The sequence below is a fragment of the Panacagrimonas sp. genome (assembly GCF_965216805.1).
Taxonomy (GTDB): domain Bacteria; phylum Pseudomonadota; class Gammaproteobacteria; order Nevskiales; family Nevskiaceae; genus Panacagrimonas.
Map to the genome: position 1 here is coordinate 1,165,773 of NZ_CBDCGN010000002.1, position 13,704 is coordinate 1,179,476.

13 protein-coding genes are annotated in these 13,704 nt (G+C 64.6%); 11 read left to right on the forward strand and 2 right to left on the reverse strand.

Features of this window, described 5'->3' with window-relative positions:
* The first annotated feature begins 207 nt into the window (after positions 1-207).
* Positions 208-1,254 (forward strand): metal-dependent hydrolase, encoded by a 1,047-nt coding sequence (locus ACOOHP_RS05500; protein WP_420465452.1) that lies wholly within the window; start codon positions 208-210, stop codon positions 1,252-1,254.
* Here ACOOHP_RS05500 and ACOOHP_RS05505 read toward each other — a convergent pair.
* On the reverse strand, positions 1,216-2,190 hold the full coding sequence (locus tag ACOOHP_RS05505; protein WP_420466949.1) for a tRNA dihydrouridine synthase: 975 nt from the start codon (positions 2,188-2,190) through the stop codon (positions 1,216-1,218). The genes ACOOHP_RS05500 and ACOOHP_RS05505 overlap by 39 nt on opposite strands.
* 174 nt (positions 2,191-2,364) lie before the next feature.
* On the reverse strand, positions 2,365-4,197 hold the full coding sequence (locus ACOOHP_RS05510; protein ID WP_420465453.1) for a sigma 54-interacting transcriptional regulator: 1,833 nt from the start codon (positions 4,195-4,197) through the stop codon (positions 2,365-2,367).
* A 310-nt stretch (positions 4,198-4,507) separates the two neighbouring features.
* Here ACOOHP_RS05510 and ACOOHP_RS05515 point away from each other — a divergent pair, with 310 nt between their 5' ends.
* The 10 genes from ACOOHP_RS05515 to ACOOHP_RS05560 all read left to right on the forward strand — a co-directional run bounded on the left by ACOOHP_RS05515 (position 4,508) and on the right by ACOOHP_RS05560 (position 13,695).
* Positions 4,508-4,783, forward strand: coding sequence for a phenol hydroxylase subunit (locus tag ACOOHP_RS05515; RefSeq protein ID WP_420465454.1), 276 nt, complete (start codon positions 4,508-4,510; stop codon positions 4,781-4,783).
* 55 nt (positions 4,784-4,838) lie between these two features.
* The gene (locus ACOOHP_RS05520; RefSeq protein WP_420465455.1) at positions 4,839-5,834 is read left to right on the forward strand and encodes an aromatic/alkene monooxygenase hydroxylase subunit beta; all 996 of its coding nucleotides are present in this window, start codon (positions 4,839-4,841) and stop codon (positions 5,832-5,834) included.
* Positions 5,835-5,893: 59 nt separating this feature from the next.
* Positions 5,894-6,175 carry an MmoB/DmpM family protein gene (locus tag ACOOHP_RS05525; protein WP_420465456.1) on the forward strand — a complete coding sequence of 94 codons (282 nt, stop codon included), beginning with the start codon at positions 5,894-5,896 and terminating at the stop codon, positions 6,173-6,175.
* A 51-nt stretch (positions 6,176-6,226) separates the two neighbouring features.
* Positions 6,227-7,855, forward strand: coding sequence for a YHS domain-containing protein (locus tag ACOOHP_RS05530; RefSeq protein WP_420465457.1), 1,629 nt, complete (start codon positions 6,227-6,229; stop codon positions 7,853-7,855).
* Between the two features lie 5 nt (positions 7,856-7,860).
* A complete protein-coding gene (locus ACOOHP_RS05535; RefSeq protein WP_420465458.1) occupies positions 7,861-8,295 on the forward strand; it encodes a tautomerase family protein in 435 nt (144 codons plus the stop codon).
* A gap of 36 nt (positions 8,296-8,331) precedes the next feature.
* Complete coding sequence (locus ACOOHP_RS05540) at positions 8,332-8,691, forward strand: phenol hydroxylase subunit P4 (RefSeq protein WP_420465459.1); 360 nt, start codon at positions 8,332-8,334, stop codon at positions 8,689-8,691.
* Positions 8,692-8,810: 119 nt separating this feature from the next.
* On the forward strand, positions 8,811-9,866 hold the full coding sequence (locus ACOOHP_RS05545; protein ID WP_420465460.1) for an NADH:ubiquinone reductase (Na(+)-transporting) subunit F: 1,056 nt from the start codon (positions 8,811-8,813) through the stop codon (positions 9,864-9,866).
* Positions 9,867-9,973: 107 nt separating this feature from the next.
* Entirely contained in the window at positions 9,974-11,752 is a 1,779-nt protein-coding gene (locus ACOOHP_RS05550) for an FAD-dependent oxidoreductase (RefSeq protein WP_420465461.1), read from the forward strand.
* 25 nt (positions 11,753-11,777) lie between these two features.
* Positions 11,778-12,251 (forward strand): nuclear transport factor 2 family protein, encoded by a 474-nt coding sequence (locus ACOOHP_RS05555; protein ID WP_420465462.1) that lies wholly within the window; start codon positions 11,778-11,780, stop codon positions 12,249-12,251.
* Positions 12,252-12,255: 4 nt separating this feature from the next.
* On the forward strand, positions 12,256-13,695 hold the full coding sequence (locus tag ACOOHP_RS05560; RefSeq protein WP_420465463.1) for an aldehyde dehydrogenase family protein: 1,440 nt from the start codon (positions 12,256-12,258) through the stop codon (positions 13,693-13,695).
* The last annotated feature ends 9 nt before the right edge of the window (positions 13,696-13,704 follow it).

Consider the following 13,704-nt stretch of genomic DNA (forward strand, 5'->3'; position numbering starts at 1 on the left):
GACGGGTGCACCGGAAATCCGATGCAGTTCGCGCCTGGCGCAGCCAAGCGTATGAAGCCTATGCCCGCTGCAGCCGTACCGGAACGGCGAAATGCGAGCCCCCCCACATTTCCGGGAACCTTTCGTTCCTGCGACAGGAAAAAAGCGGGAGTGCGCGGCTCGCTGGACGATAATCTGCGGCGTTGCCGGAACCTGACGCTTCGATCCATGGATTCTCTTTCTCAGATGGCGCTCGGCGCCGCAGTCAGCGTGGCGGTCATGGGCCGTCGCACGCCGTTGCTGCGCGCCGCGCTGTGGGGCGCGGCCTGCGGCACGCTGCCGGACCTGGATGCGCTGATCGATCGCGGCGACGCGGTGCGCAACATGACCCTGCATCGCGGCGAAACCCATGCGCTGTTTTATCTGAGCCTGGCGGCGCCGTTGATCGCCGCTGGTATCGCGCGTCTGCATCGGGAATCCCGCCTGTTTGGGCGCTGGTGGCTCGCGACGTTCCTGGTGCTGGTGACGCATCCGCTGCTGGACAGCATGACCATCTATGGCACGCAACTGGGACTGCCGTTCACCAACCACCCTTTTGGCGTCGGCAGCATCTTCATCATCGATCCGCTGTACACCTTGCCTTTGCTGATCGGACTGGGCCTGGCGTTCGGACTGCAGCACCAGCAGGGATTGCACGGCAGCTTGCGCTGGAACCTGTGGGGACTGGGTCTGAGCAGCCTGTACTTGGTCTGGGGCGTGGGTGTGCAGGCGCACGTACGCGGCGTGGCAGAGGCCGCGTTGCGTGATCGGGGTCAGGACTTCCAACGACTGCTGATCTCGCCGACCGCATTCAACAGCGTGCTGTGGCGCGTGGTCGCAATGGATGGCGAGGATTATTTCGAGGGCTTTTATTCGCTGCTCGATCCGGCGCGCGAAGTTCATTTCGATCGCTTTGCCCGCGACGAGGACCTGGCGCAGACCCTGGCCGCACATGATCCGGTGGCGCGCCTCGTCGCCTTCAGCCACGGCTACTACGCCGTGCAGGCGGTCGGCGACACCGCGCGCATCAGCGATCTGCGCATGGGCCAGGAGCCTTACTACTACTTCACCTTCGAAGTGGCGCAGCGCGGTCCGCAAGGCTGGACGCCAGCAGCGCCAAAGCCGGTGGGTTCGCGGCCGCCGAGCGGTCCGGCGCTGCGCTGGCTGTGGCAGCGCCTGCTCGCGCGCCCCGAAGTGTCAGGCAGCCAGCGCCTTGTCCCGCAGCAGCTCGACTGAGCTGCGCTCCAGGCTTGCGCCCAGCAGGCGCTGGTCGATGCGCTCGGCGCAGGTTTCGGCACGCACTTCGGCGAAAAGAACGGCCGCCTGCGGGTAGCTGCGGGCCAGCCAGCACAGCCACTGCTTGAGTCGGCCAGGCGCGTATTTGGCCGGCAGCCGCGCACGCACGCGGTGCCAGAACAGCAGAACCTCCGGCAGCAGCGCGTGCCAGGCCATCGGGCCGTAGTCCAGGCCGGCCTGAGCGGCGCGGATCTGTCGTGCCAGATCGGGGCGCGCGATGAGGCCGCGGCCCAGCATCATCGGCGCCACGCCGCTGACTTCGCGGCAGCGGCGCCAATCGTCCACGCTCCAGATCTCGCCGTTGGCATACACCGGGACCGATACCGCGTCGCTGATCCGCGCGATCCATTCCCAGTGCGCCGGCGGGCGATAGCCGTCGACCTTGGTCCGCGCGTGCACGACCAGTTGAGCGGCACCGCCACCGGCCAGGGCACGCGCACAGTCCAGTGCCAGGTCGGTGTGTTCGTAGCCCAGGCGCATCTTGGCGGTGACCGCGATCGCAGGCGGCACCGCTGCGCGTACGGCGCACACGATGCGGTGCAGCAACTCCGGCTCCTGCAACAGCACGGCGCCGCCGCGCGAGCGGTTCACGGTCTTCGCCGGGCAGCCGAAATTGAGATCGATCACCGGCGCTCCCAGGGTGCAGGCGAACGCGGCATTGTCGGCCAGGCAGGCGGGGTCGGAGCCCAGCAATTGCACGTGCATCGGCGTTCCCGCGGCAGTGCGACCGCCCTGCTGCAGTTCCGGAGCCAGGCGCTGAAACGCGCTGGCCGGGAGCAGATGGCGGGTCACGCGCACGAACTCGGTGACGCACCAGTCGACCCCGCCAACGCGGGTGATGACGTCGCGCATCAGGTCGTCGACCAGGCCCTCCATCGGAGCCAGGGCAATCGGTGCGACAGCGGCGGAGAATGCGGTCAAGCGCGCGGGCGGGGAGCGGATAAACCGCCATTGTTGCCGATCGTCGCAACGAACGCGGGCCGATATTCGGCTCGGCGTTCATTCCTGCATCGCTTGCCGGTTGCCTGCTCGCGGGGCGACGCCGGCTGGTTATTCCTGCGACGGCCGTCGCGACTTGTGTCGATAAACCAGTTGCGCCCGGGTCATGCCCAGCAGGCGTGCGGCGGCGGCGAGATTGCCGTTGGCAGTGCGCACGGCGCTGTCCACCAGCGCGTCTTCGATGTCCTGCAGGCTGGTGGGCTCGGCATCGTCGGCGACGCCAGCGAGCAGGTGCGTGATCTTGCTGCGCACGCGCGAGATCCGGTCGGGTTCGCCGTATTCAAGGCCGCCGCGGTTGCCCCTAGCGGGCGCGGGCTTGCCCAGCGTGCCGCCGCGGTTGAGGGCCAGATGGTTGAACTCCAGGTCCTCGCCGCCGGAGAACAGGTGGACGATGTCGATGGCGCCGCGCTCGGGTGCCAGGATGACGCCGCGTTCGACCACGTTCTCCAGCTCGCGAATATTGCCCGGCCACCGATAGCCGAGCATGGCGTCGATGGCGCGGCCGGTGAAGCCGGAGACTTTGCGCGCATGCAGGCGGCAGTACTTGCGCAGGAAGTGGTTCATGAACACCGGGATGTCCTCCAGACGGTCCCGCAGCGCGGGCACCCGCACCGGAAAGACGTTCAGGCGGTAGAACAGATCTTCGCGGAACCGTCCCGCACGCACCGCTTCCTGCAGATCCAGATTGGTCGCCGCGATCACCCGCACGTCGACCTGTAGCGTTCTGGTGCCGCCGACGCGTTCGATCTCGCGTTCCTGCAGGGCACGCAGCAACTTGCCTTGCGCGGTGTTCGAAAGAATTCCGATCTCGTCCAGAAACAGAGTGCCGCCATCGGCGCGTTCGAAACGTCCGGCACGACTGCTGGCGGCCCCCGTATAGGCGCCGCGCTCGACGCCGAACAGCTCGGCCTCCACCAGGGTTTCGGGGATTGCGGCGCAATTGATCGCCACAAAGGGCTGCTCCGCGCGCGGGCTGATGCGGTGCAGCGCACGCGCCAGCACTTCCTTGCCGACGCCGCTTTCGCCCAGGAACAGCACGGAGGCACGAGTGTCGGCAACCCGGCGGATCTTGTGGCAGACCGCGTTGAAGCCGGCGGAGACGCCCACTACATCCTCGATCCCCAGCAGCGACGCCGGCGATTCGGACGCCGGTTCGGGTGTCAGCGTGGCCGCGGCGGCGCGGGTGGCCATGCCGTCGGTCAGGGGGTCTGCACGCAGGAAACGCAGGTCGCCTTCGGCGTCGGTCCACTGGTCGGCCGGTTTGCCGACGATGCGGCAGCAGTCGTAACCCTGCGCCTTGCACTGTACTTCGCGAAACAGGATGGGGCGGCCCATGAAGCGGCTGATGAAACCCGAGGCGTAACCGATCTGCATCCAGCAGGCCGGCTCCGCTCCCAGCCCGTAGATGCGGATGTGTTCCTCGGCTTCGGACGAGCCATACCACAGGTACTCTCCGTGGAACTGGCCGCTTTCCTCGTCGACGTCGGTGCGTACCGGCACCACGGTTCCCACCCCTTCGAGCATGTGCAGCTGCGGACCGACGTGGATCATGTCCACCGCGCCGCTTTTGCTGCGCAACTTGCGGGCGAGCTGCGCGTCGTTGGCGCCGGAGTTGTAGCCGATGCGGGTCAGCAGGCCGCGTGCCCGGTCGCTGCCCAGGCTTTCGATCAGCTCGCGCCGCAGTACGCCGAAGCCCGAGGCGTGCAACAGCAGCATGCGCTGATCGTCCAGCCAGATGCGGCCGTCCTGGGTGGAGAAGTGGATGCGCGAGACCAGGTCGGCGTTGTCGGGCAGCGCAAGGCCCGCGTCGCCGGCCCCGACGGGGCTGGGCTCGCTCCGGGTCTGCCGGTTGCGGTCTCGACGCGGCGGCGAAGAGGAAGGCATGCGCGCTCGCAAGCTGAAATAGGCCGAAAGGATAGACCATGGCGAGCGTGGGTCGGCCTGGAGCTTTGCTGCAACGCAGCACGATCATTTGAGCGATGCCGCGCTGCCAGCGGCCACCGCAGGTGACGAAAATCATTCATTCAACGCTGCGCCACGGTACTAACCGGGCGCCGCTATGGCTAACTATTCCAGTTAAAACAGTCGATAAGAACATAAACCTGTCGTCGCAATCACGCGGGGTGGCGATGGCACGACCGATGCTACGGTGGTGCTACAAGTTGCGAACCTACGCGACGTGCTGGAGGAACTCATGGCGGGCGAAACATCTGCTCCGCAGCCGCTTTTCGACGTCGACGATCTGCAGGCGCGTTACGTGCGCTTTCATCGCCTGACCGAGCGCGGCTTCGTGGAATTTGCGTTTGGTGTCGGCAGCCCCGAACTGATGACGGAACTGATCCTGCCGCTGGACGCCTATCGCGACTTCTGCAGGGTCAATCGCGTCGTACACCTGACCCGTGAGCAGGAGGAGGCGATGGACATCGACCAAGCCAAGTGGCGCTATGGCATCCCGGGCGTCACCGAATGAGCCGTTTGGCGTCTGGATTGACGTCTGAAGAAAAGCATTCAGGAAGGAGAACCCGATGACGGTCGAGATCAGGACCACCGGCGTCAAGCCGATCCGCAATACTTTCGAGCATCTGGCCAAACGTTTCGGCGACAAGAACGCGACGCGCTATCAGGAGATTGCGTACGACGTTCAGCCGACGACCAATTTTCACTACAAGCCGCTGTGGGATCCGAACCGCGACCTGTACGACGTGCGCCGCACCGCAGTGGTGATGAAGGATTGGTATGCGCTCAAGGACCCGCGTCAGTATTACTACGGCGCCTACACCATCACCCGCGCCAAGCAGCAGGAGGCGCTGGATCGGGTGCTCGACTTCGTCGACAAGCGTGATCTGCTGCGCACACTGCCGCTGTCGGCACGCCAGCAATTGGTGTCGGCGCTGGTGCCGCTGCGGCACTACGAGTTCGGCGCCAACATGAACAATTCGCACGTGGCCGGTTACGGCTACGGCACGGCGATCACGCAGGCGGCGATGATGAACTGCATGGACCGCCTGGGCATGGCGCAGCACCTGTCGCGGATCGGCCTGCTGGTCGACGGCAACACCGGCGATTCGCTCGCGGAAGGCAAGCGCTTGTGGCTGGACGAGCCGGCCTGGCAAGGCGTGCGCCGCGAGATGGAACGCCTGTTCGTGACCCGCGACTGGTTCGAGCTGCACGCCGCACAGAATCTGGTGGCGGATGGGCTGATCTATCCCTTGTTCTACCAGCAGTTCGATGCGGACTTCGCGCAGCAGAACGGTCCGGCGCTGTCCTCGCTCACTGACTATCTGATGCGCTGGTACGAGGAAACCGCCCGCTGGGTGGACGCTACCGTCAAAACCGCTGCCGCAGAGAGCGCCGAGAACGCGAAGTTGATTTCCGAGTGGACGTTGAAATGGCAAGGGCTGTGGTTGGCAGCGCTCAAACCCGCAGCCACGGCGGCGCTCGGTGACAAGGCCGATGCCGCGCTGGAGACGGTGATCGCTGCGTTCAATGCCCGGGCTGCGAAGCTCGGTCTGAAGCTTTAGGGCGGGCGATGTCCGCCAACAACGTGGCGGCCGCGGGCCGCCCTTGCTAAGGAAATCACATGGCCAGCACGCAACCCGTCTTCATCGCATTTCAGGACAACAACGACACCCGTCCGATCATCGAGGCCATCATGGCCGACAATCCCAACGCCAAGCTCAACGAGATGCCGGCGCTGGTGAAGATCGATTGCCCCGGCCGGCTGGTGGTGAAACGCGATTCCATTTCCGAACTGGCCGGACGCGACTTCGACCTGCGCGAGATCTACGTCAATCTGATCTCGCTCGCCGGCGAGGTGGACGAGTCGGAAGAGGAATTTGTTTTGGAGTGGAAAACCCCGTAATCCAAGCACGGGGCCGATAGGCCCCGGTTGAACGTAATCGGAGATTCGACAATGGCAGCCGACGGCAATATCAAACCCGCCAAGAAGCTCAGCCTCAAGGAAAACTACGCCATGCTCACGCGTGGCCTGGGCTGGGAGCCGACCTACGAGAAGAAGGAAGACGTCTTCCGCTTCATCGATTTCGAAGGCATCAAGATCCACGACTGGGACAAGTGGGAAGACCCGTTTCGTCTGACCATGGACGCCTACTGGAAATACCAGGGCGAAAAGGAGCGCAAGCTCTACTCGATCATCGATGCGTTCCAGCAGGGCAACGGCCAGTTCAACGTGACCGACGCGCGCTATGTGCAGGCGCTGAAGATTTTCCTTAACGGCATCGTCGAGCTGGAGTATGCCTCGCACCGAGGCTTCTGCATGCTCGGCCGCGAGTTCCCCGGTGTGGGGCCGCGTATAGCCGCGCAGATGCAGAGCATCGACGAGCTGCGTCACGCCACCACGCAGATCCACGCGATCAGCCATTACAACAAGTATTTCGAGGGGATGGACCGCTTCCCCTATCAGTTCGATCGCGTCTGGTACCTGTCGATCCCCAAGAGCTTCTTCGAGGATGCCTGCACCAGCGGGCCGTTCGAGTTCATCGTCGCGATCAGTTTCGCGTTCGAGTACGTGCTGACCAACCTCGCGTTCATGCCGTGGATGTCGGGCGCCGCCTTCAACGGCGACATGAGCACGGTGAGCTTCGGCTTTTCTGCACAGAGCGACGAAGCAAGGCACATGACCTTGGGTATCGAGGTCATCAAATTCCTGCTCGAGCAGGATCCGGCCAATGTGCCGATCGTGCAGAAGTGGATCGACAAGTGGTTCTGGCGCGGCTACCGCCTGTTGGCGCTGCTGGCCACCATGATGGATTACATCCTGCCCAAGCGCGTGATGAGCTGGGGCGAGGCCTGGACGATCTATTACGAAGAAAACGGTGGCGCGCTGTTTGCGGACCTGGCGCGCTACGGCATCAAGCCGCCCAAGTACGCCGACGTGACGATCAAGGAGAAGAACCGCGTCAGCCACGAGATGTGGAGCGTGTTCTATGCCAACCGCGACGCGGTCGGCTTCAACATGTGGTTGCCGTCCGAGGAGGAGATGAACTGGTTCTCCGAGAAGTACGGCGAGACCTTCGACAAGCACTACCGCCCACGCTACGAGTACTGGCGGCAGTTGGAGAAAGACGGCAAGCCCTTCACCTGCAAGTGCCTGCCGCAGCTCTGCCAGACCTGCCAGTGGCCCTGTCTGTACACCGAGGCCGACGACCCGACCGAGTTCGTGCATCGCGAGAGCATCTACAGGAACGAGACGTTCCACTTCTGCTCGGACGGTTGCAAGGACATCTTCGACGACGAGCCGGAGAAGTACGTGCATGCCTGGATGCCGGTGAACCAGATCTACCAGGGCAATTGTTTCCTGCCCGGCGTCGATCCGACCGCGCCGGACTTCAACCCGATGGTCGAGGCGCTCAAGTACATGGGCATCCGGCCCGGCATCGACGGCGGCCTGTTCAAGGATTCGCTCGACGCCAAGCGCTGGGAACAGTGGACCTCGCGGCCGGCGAACATTCACGAAGGTGCTTACACCGACGCCGTCCGCAGCACGGACGGGCCGATGAATGCCCCGAACAAGGCGGGCTGAGCGCCATGCCGGCCTGCAATGTCATCGTCCTCAAGGGCCATCCGCAGGAGCGCCTCAAGCGTCTCGTGCGTGACTGCTCGGAAACCCTGGCGCGGGTCATCGACGCGCCGCTGGATCGTCTCGAGGTTTGGGTGACCGAGGTCGAGCCCGCCCTGTGGGGGCTGCGCGGGATTCCGGCCGACGAGGTGCTGGGCACGGCCGCGCGCGCCGAACTGGAGATGCCTTTCATCCGCATGGTGCTGTTGCAGGGCCGGCCGGTGGAACAGCACCACCGGCTGATCCGCGAAATGACCGACGCGGTCGCCCGCGTGCTGGAGATGAAGCCGGACCGTATCCGACTGCAGATCGACGAAGTGCACCCGGACCGCTGGGGTATCGGCGGCGTGCCAGCCAGCGTCAAGCGTGCCGCCGAACTGGCGGCGCGTGCCGCCCAGGCTTAATTGCCAGGCCCAATAGATCGTCAGGAGAACCGCCCCATGCCCGTCAAGGCTGTCACCGCCGACTACCACGGCGACTTCCAGGACACCGTGGACAAGTACCACGGCCAGCAGCTCATCAGCCTGTGCTGGGAGAAGCACACCATGTTCGGCTGGCCGATGTGCCTGCCGGTGCCGCCGGACATGCCCTTCGGCGGACTGATCGAGAAAGTGATCCCTTCGATCTTCTCCGATCACCCGGACTTCGCGAGGATCGACTGGAGTGCGGTGCAGTGGAGCACCTCGAAGGGACCGTTCACGCCGGACCCTGCAAAGTCGCTCAAGGAGAACGGCATCGGCCACAAGCAGCAGATCCGCTTCCGCACGCCGGGGTTGGATGGGTACAACGGGGCGGGGTGAGCAATCGCGCCTTGCGAGTGCCAGTGGCGCTCGCTGCGATCCCGAACGCCCGGGCGCTTTGCGACCGGGGCCGGGAACACAGTTCAAGGTGTAAGCGTACGAATTCGATAGCACCAGGCATGACTTACCAACTGACCATCGAGCCCCTCGGTCAAACCATCGACGTGGAAGACGAGCAGACCATCCTGGACGCCTGTCTGCGCGCCGGCATCTGGCTGCCCCATGCCTGCTGCCACGGCCTCTGTGCGACCTGCAAGGTGCAGATCGCAGACGGCGAGGTCGAGCATGGCGAGGCTTCGCCGTTCGCGCTGATGGATTTCGAACGCGACGAAGGCAAGACGCTGGCCTGCTGCGCGACCCTGCAGTCCGACCTCACCATCGAAGCCGATATCGACGAGGAGCCCGACGCAGAAATCATTCCGGTGCGCGATTTCGCCGGCACGGTGAGTCGGGTGACCGGCCTGACCCCGACCATCAAGGGGATCTGGATCAAGCTCGAACAGGCGATTCATTTTCAGGCTGGTCAGTACGTCAATCTTTCCATTCCCAGTCTGGGCATCAGCCGTCCGTTCTCGCTCGCCAACCCGCCGGGGCAGGGCGACGAGGTGGAACTCAATGTGCGCATCGTGGCGGGTGGCAGTGGGACCGCCTACTTGCACAACGAACTGAAGGTCGGCGATCGCCTGGAGATGTCCGGTCCTTACGGACGCTTCTTCGTGCGCAAATCGGCGCAGTTGCCTTGCATCTTCATGGCGGGTGGGTCCGGCTTGTCCAGCCCGCGCAGCATGATTGCCGACCTGCTGGCCGGCGGCTGTGAGCTGCCGCTGACCCTGGTCTACGGACAGCGGCATCGCGCCGAGCTTTACTACCACGATGAGTTCACGCAGCTCGCCGCGCAGCACGCCAACTTCACCTACGTGCCTGCGTTGTCGCACGAGCCCGAAGGCAGTGATTGGCGCGGATTTCGCGGTTTCGTGCACGAGGCCGCCAAGGCACATTTCGACAACGACTTTCGGGATCACAAGGCCTACCTCTGCGGGCCGCCATTGATGATTGACGCCTGCATCACCACGCTGATGCAGGGGCGATTGTTCGAGAACGACATCTACACCGAAAAATTCCTGTCCGCCGCCGATGCTCAGCAGGTGCGCAGTCCCCTGTTCAGAAAAATCTGAAAACGCTGGGGCATCGACCGGATATCCCTAGACGGATGGGTCGGCTACCGTCGCAAACACCGTCGGCACAAGCAACGCAGTCGGCACAGACAACGCGGAGAGATCTAATGAGCAAGGCCCCGACGCTCGCTGCAGCCACGCACGATGGTGGACGTCGGCGTCTGCTCAAGGGTCTTGCGACGGTTCCGCTCGCCGGTCTTGGCGTGCCCGCGGTGGTTGCACAGGACAGCGGGCCGGACACCGAATGGGCGATGGAGGCCGATGTCGTGATCGTTGGCAGCGGCATCGCTGGCACCAGCGCCGCACTGGCGGCGGCCCAGCAGGGCGTCACCGTGCTGATGCTGGAAAAAATGCCGTTTCAGGGTGGCACCACCGCGAAGTCAGCGGGCGTTTTCTGGATTCCCGACAACCCCATCCTGCGTGCGCAGGGCGTCAAGGATGAACGTCTGGACACCCTGCGCTACATGGTGCGGCTGGCGCAGCCCACTCTTTTCCGTGCCGATCATCCCACCTTGGGGATCGCCGCGGACGACTTCGAATTGCTGGGCACCTTCGTGGATCACGCGCGCCGCGTGGTGGAAGCGCTGATGGCACAGAGCGCGCTCAGGATCATGCCGTGGCTGTACGCCGAAAACGCGGTGTGGCCCGACTACTATGGTGATATCCCGGAGAACAAGGTCGAGCGCGGCCGCTCCATCGTCTGCGACGTCAAGGCTTATCCGGAGCGGCATTTCTGGGCGGGTGGCGGTGGCGCGGGAACATCCTTGTTGTGGCAATTGCAGCAAGGTTTCGAGAACCGTCCGATCAAGGTGCTGCTGGACCACGCAGTGACGGCGGTCACGCGCAATGGCACCGGTGAGGTCACCGGTGTGGTCGTCGACAACGGTGATCCAAAACCGCTGCACGTGCGCGCTCACAAGGCGGTGATCTTCGCCAGCGGCGGCTACACCCACAACGTGGCGATGGCCGACAGCTTTCTGCGTGGCAAGATCTGGGGCGGTTGCGCGGCGCCGGGCAGCACCGGCGATTTCGTCGGCATCGCCGCCGGTCTCGGTGCCCCACTGGGCAACATGAACAACGCCTGGTGGGCGCAAGTCGCGGTGGAGGTCGCATTGAAGACGCGCAGCGTGCCGTTCAACGTGTGGTCCACGCCGGGCGACAGCGTGATCCAGGTCAATCGCTACGGCCTGCGCTTCGGCAACGAAAAGATCGCCTACAACGAGCGCGCGCAACTGCATTTCGTCTGGGATCCGGTGAAGCTGGAGTACCCCAACCTGCTCGGCTTCATGATCTGGGATGCGCGCACCGCGCAGGCCTACGCCGGCTACGACCCCATCCCTGGCAAGGACGCCAGGCAGGCGCACGTGGTGCAGGCCGCGACCTTGCCCGAACTGGTGCGGCAGCTTGAAGCGCGCCTGGTGGCTATCGCCGATCACACCGGGGGCTTGGAACTGGCGCCGGATTTTCTTGCCAACCTGAGGCAGTCGGTCCAGCGATTCAACCAGGCCGCGCGGCAAGGCAAGGACAGCGAGTTCCACCGCGGCGAGACGCCCAACGAACAAGCCTGGCAGTTCGTCGGACTGCAGCCCGTCGACAATCCCTATCCCAATCCCGCCCTGCATCCGATTGCAGACAGCGGACCCTATTACGCGGTGATCCTCGGCGCCGGCACGCTCGATACCAAGGGCGGGCCGCGCGTGAATCCCAAGGGCCAGGTGCTGGATGCGCAAGGCGCACCGATTGCGGGGCTGTATGGCGCCGGCAACTGCGTCGCCAGTCCCGCCGCTCAGGCCTACTGGGGTGGTGGCGGCACCATCGGTCCGGCCATGACCTACGGCTATCTCTGCGGCGAAGCCGCGGCGGCGGAACGACCCAAGCGCGCCTGATCGGCGCCAACCAGGAGTCTTGTCGATGAGCAATCCTTCTTCTGTCCTGACGCTCGGGCGCATGGAAGCGCATATCCGAGCGTACTTCGACGCCTGCAACAGCGGCGACCCGGAACGTATCGCCGCCTACTTCGAGCCCGACGGCATTCACTACTTTCCGCCCGGTATGTACGGCGGACCGTTTCGCGGCGGACTGGAGATCGGCCGGCGTTGGCAGGCCGCGGTGGAAAAGTTCGGCTCTTACTGGACCGTCGACCAGTTCATCGGCGATCCCGCCAGTGGCCGAGCGGTGATCGAATGGACGCATTTCAAGCGACGCGAAGGCGTGATGCTGCGTGGCGACGAGTGGTACATCTTTGGCGACACCGGCCTGATCCGCGAGATCCGCGCCTATTACGCCTCGCCGCAGGACCGTGGGCTTGCCGCGTTGGAATTGGGCGGTTTCGATTACGCTGCGCGCGGCTATCCCCTCGGCGCGCCGCCGCTGGACCCAGAGTAAGACCATGACGCCGATTCGCCACAACCTCATCGGTGGCCGCTGGGTCGAAGGCAGCTCGCAGCTCGACAACGTCAATCCGTCCGATACGCGCGAGGTCGTCAGCCGTCATTCATTGGCCGACGCCGACGAGGTGCGCGAGGCCTGCGCCGCGGCACGCGATGCGTTTTCCGGTTGGCGGCGCAGCACGACGCAACAGCGTGCGGACATCCTCGACGCTGCGGCCGCCGAGGTGCTGGCGCGCCGCGAAGAGCTGGGCCGTCTGCTCGCGAGCGAGGAAGGCAAGACCCTGCCGGAAGCCTTCGGCGAGGTCACGCGGGCCGGGCATCTGCTGCGTTTTTTTGCTGGCGAAGCGGTGCGCTTGAGCGGTGAACTCGGTGCTTCCATCCGGCCCGGCGTTCGAGTCGAAGTGACCCGCGAGCCGGTCGGCGTGGTGGCGCTGATCACGCCGTGGAATTTTCCCATCGCCATCCCCGCGTGGAAGATCGCCCCGGCCTTGGCCTTCGGCAATTGCGTGGTGTTCAAGCCATCGGAGATCGCACCTGCCAGCGCCTGGATGCTGGTGGACATTCTGCATCGTGCCGGCTTACCGCCCGGGGTGTTGAACCTGGTGGGAGGAGTCGGCGCGGAAGTGGGTCAGGCGCTGGTGGCGAGTGCCGAGATCGATGCCATCAGCTTTACCGGATCGGTCGCCACCGGCCAGGCGATTGCTGCCGCGGCGTCGCCGCGCATGCTCAAGCTGCAACTGGAGATGGGCGGCAAGAATCCGCTCCTGGTGCTCGACGATGCCGACCTGGACGTAGCGGTGAGCTGCGCGGTGAACGGCGCGTTCTTTTCTACCGGGCAGCGCTGCACGGCCTCTTCGAGATTGATCGTTACGCGCGGTATCCACGATCGGTTCGTGGATGCGATGGTCGCGCGCATGCGCGCGCTCAAGGTCGATCATGCGCTCAAGACCGGCACCGACATCGGCCCTGTGGTGGATACGCGGCAACTGGAAAAATCCGAGCAGTACCTGGCCATCGGCAAGGCTGAGGGGGCGCAACTGGTGACGGGCGGGCAGCGCTTGACGCGCGAAACGCCCGGTCATTACCTCGAACCCGCGCTGTTCACGCAGACACGCGCGGACATGCGGATCAACCGCGAGGAAATATTCGGTCCGGTAGCCAGCGTGATCGCGGCGGAGAATCTCGATCATGCCCTTGGCCTTGCCAATGACACCGAGTTCGGCTTGGCCGCCGGCGTCTGCACGCGCTCGCTGGCTGCCGCCGAGCACTTCCGTCGCGAGATCCAGGCCGGTGTGGTGATGGTCAACCTGCCGACCGCAGGTCTGGATTATCACGTTCCGTTCGGCGGCCGGAAAGCGAGCAGCCACGGTCCGCGCGAACAGGGTGCGGCAGCGCGCGATTTCTACACCCTGGGCAAGACGGCCTACGTGTCGGCTTGAGTGCGGTAT

Excerpts from the sequence above, each read along its gene's own strand:
- ACOOHP_RS05545 (WP_420465460.1), top strand. The coding sequence starts at position 8,811 with ATGACTTACCAACTGACCATCGAGCCCCTCGGTCAAACCATCGACGTG.
- ACOOHP_RS05505 (WP_420466949.1), bottom strand. The coding sequence starts at position 2,190 with ATGGAGGGCCTGGTCGACGACCTGATGCGCGACGTCATCACCCGCGTT.
- ACOOHP_RS05535 (WP_420465458.1), top strand. The coding sequence starts at position 7,861 with ATGCCGGCCTGCAATGTCATCGTCCTCAAGGGCCATCCGCAGGAGCGC.
- ACOOHP_RS05510 (WP_420465453.1), bottom strand. The coding sequence starts at position 4,197 with ATGCCTTCCTCTTCGCCGCCGCGTCGAGACCGCAACCGGCAGACCCGG.
- ACOOHP_RS05515 (WP_420465454.1), top strand. The coding sequence starts at position 4,508 with ATGGCGGGCGAAACATCTGCTCCGCAGCCGCTTTTCGACGTCGACGAT.
- ACOOHP_RS05550 (WP_420465461.1), top strand. The coding sequence starts at position 9,974 with ATGAGCAAGGCCCCGACGCTCGCTGCAGCCACGCACGATGGTGGACGT.
- ACOOHP_RS05555 (WP_420465462.1), top strand. The coding sequence starts at position 11,778 with ATGAGCAATCCTTCTTCTGTCCTGACGCTCGGGCGCATGGAAGCGCAT.
- ACOOHP_RS05520 (WP_420465455.1), top strand. The coding sequence starts at position 4,839 with ATGACGGTCGAGATCAGGACCACCGGCGTCAAGCCGATCCGCAATACT.
- ACOOHP_RS05560 (WP_420465463.1), top strand. The coding sequence starts at position 12,256 with ATGACGCCGATTCGCCACAACCTCATCGGTGGCCGCTGGGTCGAAGGC.
- ACOOHP_RS05540 (WP_420465459.1), top strand. The coding sequence starts at position 8,332 with ATGCCCGTCAAGGCTGTCACCGCCGACTACCACGGCGACTTCCAGGAC.
- ACOOHP_RS05525 (WP_420465456.1), top strand. The coding sequence starts at position 5,894 with ATGGCCAGCACGCAACCCGTCTTCATCGCATTTCAGGACAACAACGAC.
- ACOOHP_RS05500 (WP_420465452.1), top strand. The coding sequence starts at position 208 with ATGGATTCTCTTTCTCAGATGGCGCTCGGCGCCGCAGTCAGCGTGGCG.
- ACOOHP_RS05530 (WP_420465457.1), top strand. The coding sequence starts at position 6,227 with ATGGCAGCCGACGGCAATATCAAACCCGCCAAGAAGCTCAGCCTCAAG.